Source organism: Kibdelosporangium aridum (genome assembly GCF_900176515.1).
GTDB lineage: Bacteria > Actinomycetota > Actinomycetes > Mycobacteriales > Pseudonocardiaceae > Kibdelosporangium > Kibdelosporangium aridum.
In genome coordinates, this window is sequence record NZ_FWXV01000001.1 from 1,691,721 (window position 1) to 1,708,523 (window position 16,803).

16 protein-coding genes are annotated in these 16,803 nt (G+C 65.3%); 5 read left to right on the forward strand and 11 right to left on the reverse strand.

Annotated features, from left to right (window positions below):
- Positions 1–2 precede the first annotated feature (2 nt).
- Entirely contained in the window at positions 3–425 is a 423-nt protein-coding gene (locus B9C43_RS07100; protein WP_084425170.1) for a PTS sugar transporter subunit IIA, read from the reverse strand.
- Positions 412–2,052, reverse strand: coding sequence for a PTS system mannose/fructose/sorbose family transporter subunit IID (locus tag B9C43_RS07105; RefSeq protein WP_084425171.1), 1,641 nt, complete (start codon positions 2,050–2,052; stop codon positions 412–414). Before B9C43_RS07105 ends, B9C43_RS07100 begins: the two co-directional genes overlap by 14 nt.
- A 138-nt stretch (positions 2,053–2,190) precedes the next feature.
- Here B9C43_RS07105 and B9C43_RS07110 point away from each other — a divergent pair, with 138 nt between their 5' ends.
- Positions 2,191–2,931, forward strand: a complete 741-nt coding sequence (locus B9C43_RS07110) for a DeoR/GlpR family DNA-binding transcription regulator (protein WP_033393374.1) — start codon at positions 2,191–2,193, stop codon at positions 2,929–2,931.
- Positions 2,932–3,010: 79 nt separating this feature from the next.
- Here the strand turns inward: B9C43_RS07110 and B9C43_RS07115 are convergent, their stop codons facing one another.
- The 3 genes from B9C43_RS07115 to B9C43_RS07125 all read right to left on the reverse strand — a co-directional run bounded on the left by B9C43_RS07115 (position 3,011) and on the right by B9C43_RS07125 (position 5,774).
- Positions 3,011–4,711 (reverse strand): protein kinase domain-containing protein, encoded by a 1,701-nt coding sequence (locus B9C43_RS07115; RefSeq protein WP_200825442.1) that lies wholly within the window; start codon positions 4,709–4,711, stop codon positions 3,011–3,013.
- A 377-nt stretch (positions 4,712–5,088) separates the two neighbouring features.
- Positions 5,089–5,229 carry a winged helix-turn-helix domain-containing protein gene (locus B9C43_RS60090; protein WP_084425173.1) on the reverse strand — a complete coding sequence of 47 codons (141 nt, stop codon included), beginning with the start codon at positions 5,227–5,229 and terminating at the stop codon, positions 5,089–5,091.
- A gap of 110 nt (positions 5,230–5,339) precedes the next feature.
- The gene (locus tag B9C43_RS07125; protein ID WP_084425174.1) at positions 5,340–5,774 is read right to left on the reverse strand and encodes a MarR family winged helix-turn-helix transcriptional regulator; all 435 of its coding nucleotides are present in this window, start codon (positions 5,772–5,774) and stop codon (positions 5,340–5,342) included.
- Between the two features lie 69 nt (positions 5,775–5,843).
- Between B9C43_RS07125 and B9C43_RS07130 the strand changes: the two genes are divergently transcribed.
- Positions 5,844–6,245, forward strand: coding sequence for a PaaI family thioesterase (locus B9C43_RS07130; protein WP_084425175.1), 402 nt, complete (start codon positions 5,844–5,846; stop codon positions 6,243–6,245).
- A gap of 84 nt (positions 6,246–6,329) precedes the next feature.
- Here B9C43_RS07130 and B9C43_RS07135 read toward each other — a convergent pair whose 3' ends face one another.
- Complete coding sequence (locus tag B9C43_RS07135; RefSeq protein WP_160096391.1) at positions 6,330–9,392, reverse strand: S8 family peptidase; 3,063 nt, start codon at positions 9,390–9,392, stop codon at positions 6,330–6,332.
- 225 nt (positions 9,393–9,617) lie between these two features.
- On the reverse strand, positions 9,618–10,430 hold the full coding sequence (locus B9C43_RS07140; RefSeq protein WP_033393377.1) for a helix-turn-helix domain-containing protein: 813 nt from the start codon (positions 10,428–10,430) through the stop codon (positions 9,618–9,620).
- 164 nt (positions 10,431–10,594) lie between these two features.
- Here B9C43_RS07140 and B9C43_RS07145 point away from each other — a divergent pair, with 164 nt between their 5' ends.
- Both B9C43_RS07145 and B9C43_RS07150 read left to right on the forward strand, forming a co-directional pair.
- On the forward strand, positions 10,595–11,428 hold the full coding sequence (locus B9C43_RS07145; protein ID WP_084425177.1) for a helix-turn-helix domain-containing protein: 834 nt from the start codon (positions 10,595–10,597) through the stop codon (positions 11,426–11,428).
- Positions 11,429–11,526: 98 nt separating this feature from the next.
- The gene (locus tag B9C43_RS07150) at positions 11,527–11,742 is read left to right on the forward strand and encodes a DUF397 domain-containing protein (RefSeq protein WP_143446238.1); all 216 of its coding nucleotides are present in this window, start codon (positions 11,527–11,529) and stop codon (positions 11,740–11,742) included.
- On the opposite strand, the gene B9C43_RS07155 is transcribed toward B9C43_RS07150, so the two are convergent.
- Both B9C43_RS07155 and B9C43_RS07160 read right to left on the reverse strand, forming a co-directional pair.
- Positions 11,702–12,436: a hypothetical protein gene (locus tag B9C43_RS07155; protein WP_084425179.1), complete on the reverse strand. Its 735-nt coding sequence runs from the start codon at positions 12,434–12,436 to the stop codon at positions 11,702–11,704. The genes B9C43_RS07150 and B9C43_RS07155 overlap by 41 nt on opposite strands.
- Complete coding sequence (locus tag B9C43_RS07160) at positions 12,433–13,230, reverse strand: hypothetical protein (RefSeq protein WP_084425180.1); 798 nt, start codon at positions 13,228–13,230, stop codon at positions 12,433–12,435. Before B9C43_RS07160 ends, B9C43_RS07155 begins: the two co-directional genes overlap by 4 nt.
- Before the next feature lie 55 nt (positions 13,231–13,285).
- Between B9C43_RS07160 and B9C43_RS07165 the strand changes: the two genes are divergently transcribed.
- Positions 13,286–14,884 (forward strand): SLC13 family permease, encoded by a 1,599-nt coding sequence (locus B9C43_RS07165; protein WP_084425181.1) that lies wholly within the window; start codon positions 13,286–13,288, stop codon positions 14,882–14,884.
- Positions 14,885–14,931: 47 nt separating this feature from the next.
- Here B9C43_RS07165 and B9C43_RS07170 read toward each other — a convergent pair whose 3' ends face one another.
- Both B9C43_RS07170 and B9C43_RS07175 read right to left on the reverse strand, forming a co-directional pair.
- Positions 14,932–15,903, reverse strand: a complete 972-nt coding sequence (locus tag B9C43_RS07170; protein WP_143446166.1) for a hypothetical protein — start codon at positions 15,901–15,903, stop codon at positions 14,932–14,934.
- A 30-nt stretch (positions 15,904–15,933) separates the two neighbouring features.
- A partial coding sequence (locus tag B9C43_RS07175; protein ID WP_407657074.1) for an OmpL47-type beta-barrel domain-containing protein occupies positions 15,934–16,803 on the reverse strand: 870 nt, incomplete at its 5' end.

The following is a 16,803-nucleotide window of genomic DNA, read 5'->3' on the forward strand; positions in this document are numbered from 1 at the left end:
TCTCAGGTCTCCTCGGACGGCGGGCTCCAGCGGATGATCCCCGCGGGCCCTGCCTCGGCCATGATCTTCACGAGGTCGTCGAGCTGCCGGCCTTGCCTGCGCACCAACGCCTCCAACACCATCGGCAGGTTCGCCCCGCCGATCACTTCGACGCCTCCCCGCTCGTGCGCGATCCGCGCGGCGGTGGAGAACGGCGTCGCGCCGGGCAGATCGGCCAGTACGACGACCCCGGCACCGCTGTCGATGTCCTCGATCGCCTCTCGTAATCGGGCCAGGAAGTCGCTGGGCGACTCCTCGGCGGGCAGGGACACCGTGGCGAAGTTGTCCTGCGGCCCGATGATCAGGTCGACCGCACTGGCCAGGCCAAGGGCGAAGTCGCCGTGGCCTGCCACCACGATCGCGACCTCGTCGTCAGGACGGGACACCGAGAACCCCCAACGCTCCGAGTGCGAACCCGCCGACGGCGAGTCCGATGAGGATCAGCACCGCGTTGGCGCCGCGCCGCACGAGCCAGAACACCAGCAACGTGATCAGCAACGGAACCAGCTTCGGCATGATGTGGTCGAGCATTTCCTGCAGCTTGATGGTGGCCTTGCCTTCGATGTACGACAACGGCACGTTGACCACCAGCCACGTGCCGACCAGTGCGCCGACGCCCATCAGACCGGTGATCGACGCGCCTTCCATCAGCCGCCGCAAGGCGCTCTGGTCGATCCGTTCGAACAGCCTGCTGCCCAGCCGGAACCCGGCTTTCAACGTCAGCCAGCGCACGACGACGTGCACGATGTTGACCGGCACGAGGAAGATCAGCGGCGCCAGCAGGTTGGCCTGCATACCCAGTGACGCGCCGATGCCGGAGAAGATCGGCCGCAGCGTGCCGTGGAACGCCGAGTCGCCGACTCCGGCCAGCGGGCCCATCAAGGAACCTTTGACGCCCTGGATGGTCTGCACGCTGACGTCCGAGGCGCCGATGTCGTCGGCCACAGCCGATCCGTTGACGCCGTCCTTCTTTTCCGCCGGTTGCTTCACGGGTTTGGTCGCGTGCCGCGTCTCAAGGTCGGCCACGAGTGCGTAGATCGGGCCGGGCAGCCAGGGATGCGTGTTGAAGAACGTCAGGTGCCGCTTGAGTGCTGCGCTGAGATCGGTGCGGTCCGGGTAGATCCGCTTGAGCAGCGGCATCATCCCCCAGGTGAAGCCGATCGCCTGCATGCGGTCGAAGCTGAACGCCGACTGCACGGCGAACGAGCGCCAGAAGAGCCTGCGCTGGTCCTTTTTGGGCACGAGCGCGCCTGCTTCTTCGTCCGATTCCGCCCGGACCAGGCGGATCCCGCCCTTCCTGCTGATCCACAGCGCGGCGATCATCGCACCGAGCAGCGCCACGCCGAGCACACCGAACCCGGTGTACGCGGCCAGCAGGAAGCCGATGAAGAAGAACGGCAACAACGACGTGGTCACCAGGGTGTTCATCAGCAGCGCGAACCCGAGCGCGGGCAGTACCGCTCCAGCGACCGCCAGACCATCGCCGACAGGTCCTCTGATGCTGTCGGCTAGACCGCGCACGACATCGTTGCCGAGCACGAGCCCTAGATATGTCGGCACCGCGATACAGAGAAAGTGCACTAGATTTCCTAGATGCAGCATCGCGGTGATGCCACGCGTACTGCCTCTGTCGGCGTATCGCTCCGCGCCGGTGACGAAGACCGAACTGACGGCCTTGGCCAGCAGCTCACCGAACGATCCGAGTAGCGCCGCGGGCACCGCGACGAGCAGGGCCTGGCCGGGGTCGAGGCCGCTGTCGATGGCCAGCGCGGTGCCCAGGATGCTGCCGATCGCCAGGTTCGGCGGGACGGAACCGCCGATGTCCGCGGCGCCGATGAAGATCAGTTCCAGCGAGGCGCCGACCACGAGACCGGTCGGCAGGTCGCCCAGGATCAGGCCGGTGACCGGGCCGAGGACGATTGCCCGTTCGAGGAACAAATCGCCCATGAAGCGGCGGCTGAAGTAGGCGAAGCCCGCGATGAACGCGAGCAGGAGGGCCTGACCGACCGACATGGGGCGCTCCTTTCAGCTTCCGCTGGAGGAAGGGGAGAAAACTAACACCGTCTGGCGGCCGAGACAAGCAGAACCGATCAGCTTTGCTGCGCGATTCTGCTCGATTGACCTTTCGACGGCGGTTCGTATGCTTCTCACGTGCGTCGATCTGATCGGTTGAATGCGATCATGGAGCGGCTGGCCAAGGATGGCAGCGTGGCCGTGACCGCGCTGTCGCGCGGGCTGGGCGTCTCCGAGGCGTCGGTGCGCAGGGACCTGTCGTTCCTTGAGGCGCAGAAGTGGTTGTCACGCACGCACGGCGGTGCGGTCGCCCGCTCGTCCTTGCCTGCCAGCGTCTCCGTGGTCGCCGAACGGCAGGCCGAGCGGTTCCGGATCGCCGAGCTCGCCGCGGCCCAGGTCCCGGATGGCGCACGGATTGGCCTCGCCGCAGGGCCTTTGTCGGTGCTGATCGTGCGCAGCCTGGCTGACCGTGAGTCGTTGACCGTGGTCACGAACGAACTGGACGCGGCTTACGAGGCGTCCCTGCGTCCGGGAGTCCGTGTGATGGTGCCCGGCGGCGTGACCACCGTTGGCTCTTCGGTCCTGACCGGCTCGGTGTTGCGTGATGTGTATCTGGACTTGGCGATCATCGGTGGGGACGGGGTGAGCCCCGAAGCCGGACTGACCACTGAGGACGTCCAGATCGCGGGGACCGCGCGGTCCTTTATGGACGCTGCTGGCCGGGCGATCGCGGTCTTCGACACGCCACAGGTGGGCACGGCGGCGTTCGCCCGGATCTGCGCGGTGACCGACGTGGCTTCGTTGATCACCGCTGAAGACGTCGATTCGGACGCGCGGGCTCGTATTGAAAGCGCGGGCGTCCCAGTCGTCACGGAGTGAGCCGCCCGCGCCTGAGGTGTCAGCGCGCGGACCAGTGCTGCGCGCCCGTCCCGACCTTACTGAGCGTGAACGCGCTCCTTCACAGTTCGAAATAGAACTCGTCTATGTGGATGTTGTCGCGTGTGCCGGTTGCGCCGTACAGATCCCCGTCCTCGGGTACGAGAGTCAGGTACAGGTCGTGGGTGCCGGTTACTGAAGAGATCTCGGCGATTTGGCCCAACCAGTGCTGCGGGGGTGTCGCGATGCTGACGGGGACCCTGCCGATCAGCGGGCTTTTCGGATCGTCCAGCCGGAGCTCGATCGCCACATTGGGGTCTGTGCCGGAGGTCAGCGTGAACACGTAGAACTGCCGAGGTGAAACAGGACCGAAATCGACCTTCCGATACACGAGAGTAGGCCTCCCGCCGTGCCCTATCGGTCCGACGGCCCCGATGTCGTGGCCGTTGATGACGTCCTTGTGGTCGGATGTCCTGATGTTTCCCGGGAACGCGCGGGTGTACTGCTCGGCCTGGATTCTCGAGTAGGCGTCCAGCGACTCCGGCGGGACCCCGCGGACGGGCGTTTGTCCCTGTTCCGGATCCTGCTTCTGGTTCTGGCCCATGTTGTCGACGATGAGGTAGCCGGCCACACCGAGAACCACAGCGGCCGCCGCGCTGATGATCACTCTCGTCCGGCGATTGGTCGCCTTGTTGGCCAATGGTGTGGTGGGCGGTGAGGTCGGAGTGTGCCGGCTCCCGGACTGGGATGTTCTGGAGGCGGTCCCGTCGCTTCGGATCCTGCGTGTGGCCGAGTCAGCCCCGTCGCGCATGGCAGGCGCGTTCGGATCCAGCAGGTGGCCGAGCGGGTTCGTACCGGCTGCGGGCAACAAGGGGCGCACAAGCTGGCGCACCTGGTCCAGAGGCATCCGACGTGCCGGATCCTTCACCATCAGTCCGCTGATCACCTCGCCGATCGGGCCAGTTTGGTGGTGTTGCGGCACTTCCCCGTTGATGATCGTGCTGAGGATGACCAATGGCTCGGTGTTGTCGTACGGCAGGCGCCCCTCTGCGGCCCGGAAGAGCGTCGTGCCTAGGCTCCACAGATCGGCTGCGGGCGTTACGCGTTCTCCTACAGCGACTTCGGGTGCGAGGAACGCGGGTGTGCCCACCAGGTAACCAGTTCTGGTGAGGGTTGGATCGGCGCTGTTGCGGGCGATACCGAAATCGCTGAGCTTGATCTCACCGTACTTGCTCACGAGCACATTGCTCGGCTTGACATCGCGGTGCACGATGTCAAGCCGATGAGCGGCCTGCAACGCCGCCGCGACACTGTCGATCACCAGCGCGAGCAGCGGGACATCCAGACGCCCATGCCTGTTGAGTATTTTCGCGAGACTCTGCCCAGGAACCAGCTCCATCACCACGAAGGGCGAGTTGTCGTCCCACGCCACGTCGTAGAGCATCACCACGTTGGGATGCGTCACCACGGCCATCGCGCGTGCCTCACGCAGCGCACGCTCGCGCAGGTCGGCAGCTTCGTCCTCAGGCAGGTCGGGCGCGAGTTTCAACTCCTTGACAGCCACCGAGCGATGCAGCAGCTCGTCCGTCCCTGACCACACCGTTCCCATCGCACCTTGACCGATGCTCGTCTCCAGCAGGTATCGATTCCCGACGAGGCGATGCGAGGCATCTAGTGCACTGTCTTGACGGTCCACCCCACGATGGTCCCAGACAGCCGGAGAACCCGGCCACCTTTCCGTGGAACTGCCAGGTAGGCAGTGCCGTCGGTCCATAGTGGACATTCGGGCGTGTCATTCCGGAATGGTAGGTGGAGATCGCCTCCAGGTTTGATGTGTGGACCTTCTGCCTGCTCCATGACATGGGCATGGGACGCACTGTGGCGACGCTCGCGATCATCGGGCACTGACGGGCTGTGCGGCCTGGCAGGCGCAGGCACCGAGACGTCCTGGTCCGGGATCTGGAGTTTGCCCGCCGAGGCCGCCATGGAGGCGCGGTGGTAGTTGTAGTAGTCCTGCCACTCTTGAGTTTGGCGTTGTAGATGTTGACGTTGTCGATCACGGCACCGTCGAGCAGGCGGTAGAACTCCTCGGCGTCGATGCGAGAGCTATTGTCAAGATCTGTGGATCAAGATCCTTAGGCGGCTTCCTCGCTGGGGCGTTCAACATGGATGCCGGTGACGACCGCGGTGGCCCGGGGACTTGGTGCCCCACAAGGCGTCGACGAGGCGTTCGGCGGAAACCACCTCGTTGGCGTGCGCCAGCAGGATGGCGAGCAGCTTGCGGTGTCTCGGCTCGCCGATGCCAAGGCCGCTGCGCCGTCCGTGACCTCAGGGGGGCCGAGGATCCCCTCGCGGATCAGGTCCGATCAGACTCCGCCGCGGCGAAGAGCCTTGCAGGAGAAGTAAGTCCTTCAGCTGGTCTCCGGGGTCGCGAACCAGCGGTCGAGTCTCGCCAGTGCTTGGGCGGTTGCGTCGAACGCGTCCGCGCCGATCGCGGCGCGCATCTGTTCGTTGAAGTCCTGGATCACCGGGCGGACGCGTTCTAGCGCTTGCTTGCCCGACGTGGTGAGGTCGAGGGCGATCGCACGATATTGCTTGGGGTGTGTCCGTTTGCTGATCAGGCCGGCGTCCACGAGACGGGTGACCATCGACGTGATGGCGGACTCGCGTTGGCCGAGGGCGTGTGCGAGCTCCTGCTGCGTCACCCCCGGTTGCTCCTGCACAACGAACAGCGCGCCGAGCTGCGCCGTGGTGATTCCGGCGGCGCCCATGCAGCGCCGGTCCGCCGCGACGCGCAGTTGGTGTGCAGCTCGCTGCAGCAGGAAGTACAGCCGTTGGTCCGCCATGGCCCCAGATCTTGACAAAAATCCGGCCCGGGCACATCCTCACTTCAGTAGTGAAGTGAGGGGATCGGGATGAACTTCGAGGACGCACGGAAAGGCCTGGAAAGCCAGCCGTTCAGCGTGTTGGTGGGGGCGCGGCTGGTGGCGTTCGGCGACGGGGAGGCCGTCATCGAGATCGACGCCCGAGACGACCTCCGGCAGCAGAACGGGTATCTGCACGGTGGCGTGCTGGCCTACGCGGCAGACAACACGCTCACCTTCGCCGCGGGTTCGGTGCTGGGCCCATCGCTGCTCACCGCCGGTTTCACCATCGACTATGTCCGCCCTGCTGGCGGGAACACGCTGCGCGCTGAGGCACGGGTGGTGCAGTCGAGCGGTTCTCGGGCGACCTGTCGGTGCGATGTTTACTCGGATGGGGAGTTGTGTGCGGTGGCTCAGGGGACTGCGGTGAGGCGAGCGGATAAGCGTGAGTGATGGTGCGTCGTGCGATCGAGCGGTTCCCGGGCGACCTGCCCGCTGCGACAGGTCAGCTGTGCGCGGTCGCCCAGGGAACTGCCGTCATGCCAACTGGTAGGCGTCAATGATCGTCTGCTCGACCGTGTTTCCGGCGTCGTCGGCCGCGCTTGCGCGGAACGAGACCGAAGGGGCGCTCGGCGGGTGGTACAGCAGCAGGAAGTCACCGAACAGCGCAGCTTCCTGCCACGTGACGCCTCGGTCGTAGGACACCTCGGTCGATGTCAGCCGGGGACGGGGACCCGCACCGGCCTGGGTTTGCACGTGGATCGGGACCGGGAACAGCACTCCGGTCGGTGCCTTGTCCGCCGCGTCGAGCTTCGGTGCGTACCGGATCGCCGACACGGGCAGCGCCGTGATGCCGGAGCTGTGGTCGGACTGGAAGGTCCACGAGCCGGACACATAGGTTGACCTGGCATAACCTGAGCGGCTGGCTTCGGCGGTCAGTTGGTAGCGCGCCGACCCCTGGGGGACGGTCATGCGCACGAACCCGGCTTCCTGGCTCTCAGCCATCAGTTCACCGTTGCGGTACAGCTTGGTGGACGCCTTGTCCGCCATGGAAAACCCGGCATTGCCAGCGCCATCACCGAACAACGGAACGTGCGCGATCAAGGTGTCGCCGCGCTGCTGGACCCACGGGTCGGTCTTGTTGTCCGAGAAGGACGGTCCGAAAACGCCACGGTAGAACGACTCCGTATAAGACTTTCCGGGTAGGTAGGTTCGTGGCGGGCCGTCGATGCCGCCCTGATATCCGGTGTCGCCCAACACGTTCATCCGACGCGCCCAGTCGGCGTTCTCGCCGCCGTAGTACTCGGTGCGGATGCCCGGTGGGGTGAAGGCGGTCAGCGAGCCAGTGCCCCAATTGCCTTGGCCACGTGGCGAAGACGTCGCGCCGATCGCGGCGGACTGGCCGGGCAGCAGCGGTCCAGTGTCGACCTTCACCGTCGCGAGTTCGCCCGGCTGGACCTCCTTGGCGATTCCCGACAGGAACCGGCCCTTTGTGTACCAAGCCAGGCCGTAGAAGTCGTTCCGCACTGTCCAGCTTGTACTCAGCTGACCGACGACCTCGTCGGAGTCCGGTCCGAGCTGGGCGAGTCCAATGTGGTCGAGGTTGCCGCCGAAGGACAAGTTGGACACGTGGAAGGTGTCCTTGGCTGTCGTGCGCTCGAACCCGACTTGGAGCAACGACAACGCGGCTGGCTCGGCAGTGGGGAGCTTGATCGAGACCGGCTTGGCCAACCGCGCGTCGAGGTCGATCGTCGTCGGCCCGGTGATCGTCAGGTTCGGGTAGTTCAGCACGTCATGGGTGTACGGGTCGTGCCCGAGTATCGAACTGGTCAGCAGGTAGCGCCCCTTGGGCAGGCGCTGGGTGAGCTTGCCGTCCACAGTGGCCTCGGGGAACACGCGGTCTCCGGTGTCCACATTGATCAGGTACGCCGAGGTGAAGTCCGCCTGCTCGCCGTTGCGGGCGATCGCGTTCAACGTCAGGTCGTAGCTCTCCACTTCGAGATCGGCTTCGATCGCGGTCCGCACCCGCTGCCCGCCACCGGTCGCCACGATCGCACCACCGAACTGGCCGCCGTCGGGAACGTTGCGGACCTCGGCCGTCGCCACCGCGGTCGCCGTACCACCGGCCGGAACCACAAGCTGCGCCGGTGAAATCGAGAACAGGCTCGCCGGTGCGTTGGTCTCCATCCGCAGGTCAAGCGTGACGGGCGCGGGACCGTCGTTGGTGTAGGTGATCTCCTTGGTGACGGCGGGCTCGTGGGTGTGTGGCCAGAGGTGGTGGCCAAAGCTCGCGCTAGTCGGCTCGGCGCTCACGGTCTGCTTCAGAACCGCCGCCGAGTCGACCCGACCGGCGCCCTGCTGGAACGGCGTAAGCCCCGGTGTCGGCGTGCTCGACCCGACCAGCCGTGCCTTGAGCTGACTGCCGGTCAACGAAGGGTGTTGCTGCGCGAGCAAAGCGGCCGCGCCTGCGACGTGCGGCGTCGCCATCGACGTGCCCGACAGCGAGGTGTATCCGTCGACGACCGGGTCACCGATCTGCCCGGCCGCGTGCAGTGCGGCCACGATGTTCACACCAGGGCCGGTGATGTCCGGCTTGATCACACCGCCGCCGTCGCGCGGGCCACGGCTGGAGAAGTCGGCGATCTGGTTGTTCCGGTCGACCGCGCCGACCGTCAACGCGGCATCCGCACTCCCCGGTGACGAGATGGTGGACGTGGACGGCCCGTAGTTGCCCGCGGCGATCACGAACAGCGTGCCGTACTTGGCGGACAGCGTGTTCACGGCCTCTTCGAGCGGGTCGATCTCAGGGCTGTCGAAGCTGCCCAAGCTCATGTTGATCACATCGACGCCTTGCTCGGCCGCCCACTGCATGCCCGCGATGATCCCGGAGTCGGGGCCCGAACCGTTGTCCCCGAGCACCTTCACATCCAGGATCTTGGCGTCCGGCGCCACGCCGCGATATTTGCCGCCCGACTTCGCGCCGGTCCCCGCGACGATCGAAGCCACATGCGTGCCGTGGCCGTACCGGTCGACGTTGTCACGGGAGCTGGTGAAGTTCTTCTCACCGATCTCCTGGGTGGTCAGATCCGGATGCGTCTGGTCGACGCCGGTGTCCAGCACCGCGACGGTGATGCCCTTGCCGGTGTATCCGGCCTGCCATGCCGTTGGTGCACCGATCTGCGGAACACTGTGATCGAGAGTCGCGGTCCGTTTCGCGTCCAGCCAGACCTTTTTGACGCTGCCGGACCGCACAGTGCTCCACACATCGGTACCCGCGGACGTCAGCGCGACCGCGTCGATACTCGGCAGTTCCGCGGTGACTTGAGCGGTCAATGGCCTGCGCCCGGCTTCGTACTTCACGATCACCGGGACACTGCCCTTGCCGTAACCGCTGCGCCGCAGCTCGGTCACGTCGAACAGGCGCTCGTCGAGAACGCCCTTGGCCAGCAACGGCATCGCGTCGGCGGGAACCACGAAGGTATGTCCATTTGACTGGTACACCGAGAAGTTCTGCCGCTCCCGGCCGGGCGCGGGCTGAAGGTACCTGGGAGTTCCTTGCGCCCCTAGGAAAACCTGATCACCCGTGAGCAGGGTGATCACTTCAGCCTGCGTCCGCGCCGGTTCCGCGTGCCCCGGTGGGGACAAAAACGCTGCTGTCAAAGCGAAAGTTACGGCCGCCGCCACCGGGCCCCGATACCGACCGCGCACGAGTGCCTCCATGTGATCACTGTGTCGCGGACAGTAATGCGCCTCTCGGAGGTCCACAAGAGCCGGACGGAGCACTCCGTGAACAGATGACACACACTCATGAAAAGAGTGTTCGACCTATGGGCCGATCCGAGCGGTTTTCAGGCACGCCAGGGTTTCCTCCGGGCTCATCGCCAGTTCGCTGAGCCGGTCGAGGACATGCCGGATGTGCGCGGTGCGTTCCGGGTCCTGCGTGTCCTGCAGGCCGACGAGCGATTCCGCGAACGCGGCGTCGGGCTCGTTCGGATCGTCGAACGACAACAGGATGACCGACCCGTGCAGACCCTCATGCAGAGTATTTCGCTGGGGAACTATCTGAATTGTCACATTTGGAAATTCCGCCCTTTCGATGAGCAGGTCGCGCTGCGCCTTGTTCACGCCCTGGTGCAGTACCGGTGCGTGGATCAATGCGTGCAGCTGCAGGCGAGGATCGGTGCTGAGTCGTTCCTGCTGGTGCATCCGCAGATCGGTGAACTTCTTGATTGAGCGCTTGCTCGCGTTGATGGAGCGCTGCGCGTATTCCTCGGTCTGCAGCAGGGTGGGAATGTGGCCGAGCTGGAACTCGTATTTGAGGTCCGCCTCGTCCTCCATGCGAACGTAGCGGGTGTCCTCGAGGTGGAAATCCCGCCACCACGCGCGCTGCTTGGCGAGCTCCCACAGCTCGATGTACGGCCCATAGTCGCAGCTCAGGACGCCATACGCGTCCAGGAGCATGACCAGCTCATGGTACGTCGGCAGCTGGCGGCGCTCGATCCGGCTGAGCTTCTTGAACTCGATGTGGACGAGCTCGCCCGCCTCCTCCTGGGTCAGCCTGTTCTGCTCGCGCAGCTTTTTCAGCTCTCGCTGGAGCTGCCTGCCGTAATAGTTGGGTTCCGGGGTGACGCCTGCCATGACTCTTTCTTTCGGATATGTGGAAATCCCAGTTTTGGATTCGCCATTGAATCCCGGCAAATCGGGAAGATGACCCGCAAGAAGTTAGTGGGTGTACTTACATCAATGGCATCACCTAATCGTGTACTGTGGGTGTGTGCGCGAATTGGTGCAGACTGTCGGCCATGGAACAAACCGAAGACCTGAGCCCTGGCTCATTGGTCCGGCGATGGCGGCTGGGAAAACGCCTGCGAAAGACGAGGATTGAAGCAGGCAAGACGATGGCGGAGGCGGCAGCGTACATCGGTGTGCGGCGGCCGACGATCAGCCGGATCGAGACCGGCAGGCAAGCGATCCTGGCGAAGAACGTGAAGTACCTCTGCCAGCTGTACGGGGTGGGTGCGCCAGAGGTGGACATGCTGATGCGCCAAGCGGAGGAGTCGAACGAGCGCGGATGGTGGGCGTCCTATTCGGACACGATGCCGGACTGGTTCGAGACATACGTGGGCTTCGAAGCGGACGCGAAGGAGATTTGGCTTTATTGTGCGGAACTAGTGCCGGGCATCCTGCAAACGAGCAGCTATCAGCGCGCGCTGCAGGCAGGTTTCGGTCGCGAGATCGATGAGAAGGGGCTCGCGTTCCGGCTTGAGCGTCAGCAGCGCTTGGAGACGCGGAAACCTCGGCTGCGCATTGTGTTGAACGAGGCTGTGTTTCGCAGAGGCGTGGGCGACATGGGAGAGCAGGGCGAGCTTCTGGCCAAGGTGTCGAAGCGCATGAATGTGACCTTGCAGGTGTTGACCTTCGACTCCGGACCCCACGCTGCGATGAAGGGTCCCTTCAACATGCTGACTCTACCTGGCGAACCGGCGCCCAACTTCGTGTATCTCGAGCACAAAGATGGCGCGGTGTATCTCGAGCGTCCTGTCGATCTGGGCAAATACTCCAAGGTGTTCGAGTCGCTGACCAAGCAAGCACTTTCGGCCGATGAATCGCGAGACTTCCTGGCTACCCTTGCCTAGTAAGACCTGGGCAAGCAGGAAGGAACACGGTGGTGGAGCACGACCGTGCGTGGCAAAAGAGCAGCTCCAGCGGCCCGAACAACGGTGATCGCGTTGAGGTGTCTTGGCGCAAGAGCTCGGCCAGCGGGGCTGACAACGGCGACTGTGTTGAAGTGGCGTGGCAGAAGAGTTCGTTCAGCGGTGGTGACAACGGCGACTGTGTTGAGGTTGCTTTCGGTCTCGAGACTGTGGGCGTGCGGGACAGCAAGAACAGTGATGGCGGCGTTCTGAGGTTCACTGCTGCTCAGTGGCAGCGGTTCGTCGAGTCTCAGTGACCGGTGCGGAGGCCACCAGCTTGATCAACTGCCAGGTGGCCTCCGACCCGCCGACCATGTGCTGAGCCTGCCGGGCGACCACAGCCAGCGGCAGCCTCCCCGGATCGTCCAGCACCGCCTGGAAATACCGCGCATCCGGGTGCCGTTCCAACGCGTGCTTCGCGTACTCCACAGCGAGGAACTCCGCTTGCTCCGCGGAGACCTCGTCCAGCAGATTGACCAGCACCTGCGGGTCGACCCGGTCGGCTGTCTCCAGCAGGTGGATCAGCTGCCAGGTCGCCTCCTGCTCACCGGAGAACAGCCGGACGACGTTCTGCGCCTCGGCTGCCACCGTCTTCACCGTGACGTTCTTCAGTTCGCCGCGGCTCAGCCCTTCGCGCACCAGTTCCCGTTGCCAGCAGACCGACACCGCCAGCACACCGACCCACATGATCTCCTCGGCGAGACGGCTACCGGAAATCCTGATTTTGGCGTGTGCGGCACTGGCGTCGGCGAGCGCGGTCATGCTCGCCTCGCCGTCGAACAGCGCCTTCGCCGTGCCCAGATAGATCGCCGAGAGATCCTGCTGTTCCGGTGTCAGTTCGTCGTGGCAGACCTCGTGCGCGTGCACGGCATAGTCCAGTGACAGAACCTTGCCCCGCAACGGGTCCACCGTGCGCAACTGCTGCTCGAGCACCTTGGGAACGCTGATCACAAGCCCACATTCTTCAACGCCATGGCGACGAACCCGCGCATTGACCGGTCCCATCCCGCCGGCGTTTCGGGGAGGTCCTCGTCGGCGAGCACGTCCAGCGCTGCAAGAGGCACACGGTCGCCGACACGGAAGGCCAGCGCGATCGCGGCCGTCAGGCTGACTGGCCGCGGGGCTGCCAGCAGTTCCCGCAATCGCAGGTCGATGGATGCGTCCACGCTCGTGATGTAGGCGAGTGCCAGGTTGGCGCTTGCCCGGGCGGGGGAGTCGGCAGGCAGGTCAACGAGTGCACGTGTGGCGTCCTCGGGAAGCGGGAACCAGGCCAGCAACGCGGCGGCGTGCGATCCGACTTCTGGATCAGCGAGCCAGCGGACGTAGGTGCCGAGGTGTTCCGCTGCTGCGTGATAGGCGTCGGCTTCCCAGCGCAGGGCGACTTCCTCACCGAATTCCGGCTCCGGGTTCTCCTCGTGGTACAGCTGCTGGATCATGGTGTCGACCTGCTCGTCCGTGGGCAGGTCGACGGCGTACCGGCTCGAGTCGAACGGCAGCTGGCTGTCACCGACGGCGATGTATCGCACCAGTTCCGAGATTTCCACGCGGTGCTGTATCCGCGGATCGTCGACCAGTTCGACGAGGAATGCGACCGCGTGGCAGCTCGCCTGCCAGCGAGTGCCCTGGTGAGCCACGGTGCTGTAGAGCTCGCTGATGGCCTGCGCGTCACCGTTGCGCAGCGCTTCGAGGTACTTCGGGACGTCCGTCGCGCGGCCGTGGGCATGGTGCAATTCGTCCCATTCCACCCGCGCAGTGTGTCACCCTTATTGACCATCGACCCAGCGTGGATGGGAGGCGGTCATGGACGATCGAACCCGAAATCGCACGGACGTGGACAGCGCGTTGCTCGGGCACGCGACCTACCGGAGTCTCGGCGAGCAGAAGCTCTCCCCGGCCGAGGAACGCTTCGAAAAGACACGGCGGACCGTGGGGCTCTGGCTCGCTCCGCTGGTCACCATCGTGTTCCTGGCGTTACCGCTCGACTTGGCCGGTAACCAGCAGACCCTCGCGGGCATCCTGCTGGGTGTCATCGTCCTGTGGATCACCGAAGCGGTCCCGATCCCGATCGGCGGCCTGCTCGGCGTCGCCGCGATCGTGGTGCTGCAGGTGGTCCCGGCCGAGGACGCGCTCGAGCCGTTCGGCTCGTCGACGATCTTCACGTTCATCGGGGCCTTCATCCTGGCCCAGGCGATGCTGAAACACGGCATCGCCCGCCGCTTCGCGTTCAAGATCCTGGCGTTGCCGCGCGTCGGCGGCTCGACGTTCGGCGTGATCATCGCGTTCGGCGCGATCACGTGTGTCCTGTCGGCCTTCGTGTCCAACACCGCGACCGTGGCCATGCTGCTGCCCACCGCGATCGGGATCCTGGCCGTGATCGCGAAACTCCTGCAGGACCGAGGCCTCGTCGAGGCGGACTTCGACCCGCTGCGGCTGCGTGTCGGCGCGGCACTGCTGCTGATGCTCGCGTACGGCGCCAGCGTCGGCGGACTGCTGACCCCGGTCGGCAGCCCGCCGAACCTGATCGGGCGTGGCCTGATCGAACAGGCTACCGGCCAGCGGATCTCGTTCGCCGAATGGTTCCTGATCGCCTTGCCGATCTGCGCGTTGATGTTCGTGGTGCTCGCGGTGGTCCTGTTGTTGCTCAACCGTCCCGAGATCCGGCGGATTGAGGGCGTGGAGGAATACATCGCGGAAGAACGCGCCAAGATGGGCCCGTTGTCGCGAGCCGAGAAGAACACCCTGATCGCCTTCGGCATCACGGTCGTGCTGTGGATCACTCCAGGCATCATCGCCGTGATCTTCGGCAACGACTCGTCGGTGTACGACGCGGTCAGCGGACGGCTGAACGAAGGCATCGTCGCGGTCCTCGGCGCGTCACTGCTCTACCTGCTGCCGACAGACTGGTCGCGGCGTGAGTTCACGCTTCGCTGGCGCGACGCCGCCGAGATCGACTGGGGCACGATCCTGCTGTTCGGAACCGGCATCATCTTCGGTTCCCTGCTTGCCAGCACGGGCCTGGCCAAGACGCTGGGCCAGTCGGCCTCCAACGCGCTCGGCCTGAGCAGCACGGTGACTATCACGATCTTCGCCGTGGTGCTGGCCGTGATCGTGTCGGAGACGACGAGCAATACGGCGTCGGCGTCGGTCGTGGTCCCGATCATCATCCCGATCGCGGTGGCAGCGGGGGCGAACCCGTTCATTCCCGCGCTCGCTGCGACTTTCGCTGCGTCGTTCGGCTTCATGCTCCCGGTGTCCACACCGCAGAACGCTGTGGTCTACGGCTCGGGAGCGGTGTCCATCACCCGGATGATCCGGTCGGGCGTCTCATTCGACGTGCTCGGGGCGATCCTGATCCTGCTCGGACTGCCCATCATGGTGTCGCTACTCGGCCTGGCCTGATGAAAGAAGCCCGGGGCCGACAGACCCCGGGCTTCCTTCCTCACTGACTATCCGAGACGAGCCGCGCCCTTGGCGGCAGCGGCGTCGTTGGCGGCAGCCGAACGTGCCGCAGCCCGCTCAGCCGCAGTGCCCTCCCGCTCCGGAGCCGCCAGCGCACGGGCGGCGGTCGGTGCGACGGACTCACCGGCGATGCCCCCGCGAATCTTGTTGTTCGCGGCGACCTCGGTCACCGGGTTGTTGGCGGTCAGCTGCAACTGCCCGTTGATGATGTTGTCATCCAGGGTGGAGCGGCCGGTGGTGTTGGAGATCGCGACGTCCCGGGCGAAGTAGCCACCCGACGCGCACGAGTCCAGTCCGCCGTTCGGGCCGAGCTGAACGCCGCCCTGGTTGCCCGCGAAGGTCGCCTTGCCCTGAACCGCGCTGCTGCAGACCACGCTGCCGTTGGCGTTGTTCAGCACCGAGAGCGTCCCGTCGACGAAGACGTTCTTCACGTCGGTGAAGTACGCGCCGTTCGTGCTGAGGTTGCCGGTCACCTCGCTGTCGGTGACGCTGACCTCGCCGACCTGCGCGTTGATGTTCCCGTCGACCTTCGAGCCCGCCTCGACGAACAGGAAGCCCTCGACCGGCTGGGAACCCTTGGGCTGCGTCACGATCCGTGCGGTGTCGGTGTTTCGCAGGTACATGCCGAAGCCACCGGCCGCCAGCGTCACGTCGCCGTCGACCCGGGTGTCCACCGAGTCGAAGTAGGCGTTCGCGGCCACCTGGACCTCACCGTTGACGGTGCCGCCCTTGATGATCAGGTTGGCGTCCTTGGCGACCCTGACATTTCCGGTGATGGTCGTGCCCTGCAGGGAGCAGGACTCGCCCGGCGGCACGTAGAGGTCGCTCGGCACCGTCACGGCACCGCCCGTCCCGACGCAGTACATGACCAGATCGGCGTTCGCCGGCGCGGCCATCAACACGGACGCGGTGACCATTGCGCTCAGAGTCGCGAGCGCTGATGCGGTCCGTCTAGCCATCTTTGTTCTCCCTGCTGCGTTGAAAGGAAACTACCTGCCGATGTCGGATCGCGAGGCCGCGCGCACGAGAGTGCCCGCATCCCGGCGGGACAGCACGCCACGGGTCACCAGCTCGGTGGTGACGGTGTCGACGTGCCTGACGAAATCCCCGTGGCTCGGCCAGTCGCGGTACTGGTCCACGAGATCGCTGACGGTGCAGCCGTTACCGGTGTCCACATTGGCCACACCGGTGTCGTCACGTTCGATGATCACGGTTTCCCGGGTGTCGGAGTCCGGGCAGGCGTCCGATCCCGGCTCGACGACCGTGAAGGACACCGACTTCTCCGGTGCGACGTTGCCCGCGTTGTCGCTGGCCCGGTACTTCACGGTGTGCGCGCCCTTGGCGCTGACCGGGAAGGTGTTCATGTACTGCTGCCAGGCCCCGTTGTCCAGCGAGTACTCGATCAGCTTCACGCCCGACTGGGCGTCGGTCGCGGTGATCGTCACCGCCGCGCTGTCGATGTAATTCCCGTTGGGGTCCTTGGGGCCTGCGACAGTCGCGTTGGTCGTCGGTGCGGTGGTGTCCGGGGCTGCGACGATCGTGAAGCTCGCCATGCCTTCGGCTGACACGTTGTTGGCGTTGTCGGTCGCCCGGTAGTGGATCATGTGAGCACCCGCCGCGGTCACCTCGACGGGTGCCGTGTACGGAGTCCAGTTTCCACTGTCCAGCTTGTACTCGGTGGACTTGACGCCGGACTGCGCGTCGGTCGCCGTGATGGTGACCGTCGCCTTGTTGATGTAGTTGCCCTGCGGGTCCTTGTCACCCGCGACGGCCGAGGTCACCGTCGGCGGAGTGGTGTCCGGGGACGCGACAACCGTGAAGTTGACTGTGCCTTCGGGCGAGACGTTGTTGGCGTTGTC

What these genes read in the sequence shown, in the direction of transcription:
- B9C43_RS07105 (WP_084425171.1), bottom strand. Translation starts at nt 2,052, where the DNA reads ATGTCGGTCGGTCAGGCCCTCCTGCTCGCGTTCATCGCGGGCTTCGCC.
- B9C43_RS07115 (WP_200825442.1), bottom strand. Translation starts at nt 4,711, where the DNA reads ATGTCCACTATGGACCGACGGCACTGCCTACCTGGCAGTTCCACGGAA.
- B9C43_RS07125 (WP_084425174.1), bottom strand. Translation starts at nt 5,774, where the DNA reads ATGGCGGACCAACGGCTGTACTTCCTGCTGCAGCGAGCTGCACACCAA.
- B9C43_RS07130 (WP_084425175.1), top strand. Translation starts at nt 5,844, where the DNA reads ATGAACTTCGAGGACGCACGGAAAGGCCTGGAAAGCCAGCCGTTCAGC.
- B9C43_RS07140 (WP_033393377.1), bottom strand. Translation starts at nt 10,430, where the DNA reads ATGGCAGGCGTCACCCCGGAACCCAACTATTACGGCAGGCAGCTCCAG.
- B9C43_RS07145 (WP_084425177.1), top strand. Translation starts at nt 10,595, where the DNA reads ATGGAACAAACCGAAGACCTGAGCCCTGGCTCATTGGTCCGGCGATGG.
- B9C43_RS07165 (WP_084425181.1), top strand. Translation starts at nt 13,286, where the DNA reads ATGGACGATCGAACCCGAAATCGCACGGACGTGGACAGCGCGTTGCTC.
- B9C43_RS07170 (WP_143446166.1), bottom strand. Translation starts at nt 15,903, where the DNA reads ATGGCTAGACGGACCGCATCAGCGCTCGCGACTCTGAGCGCAATGGTC.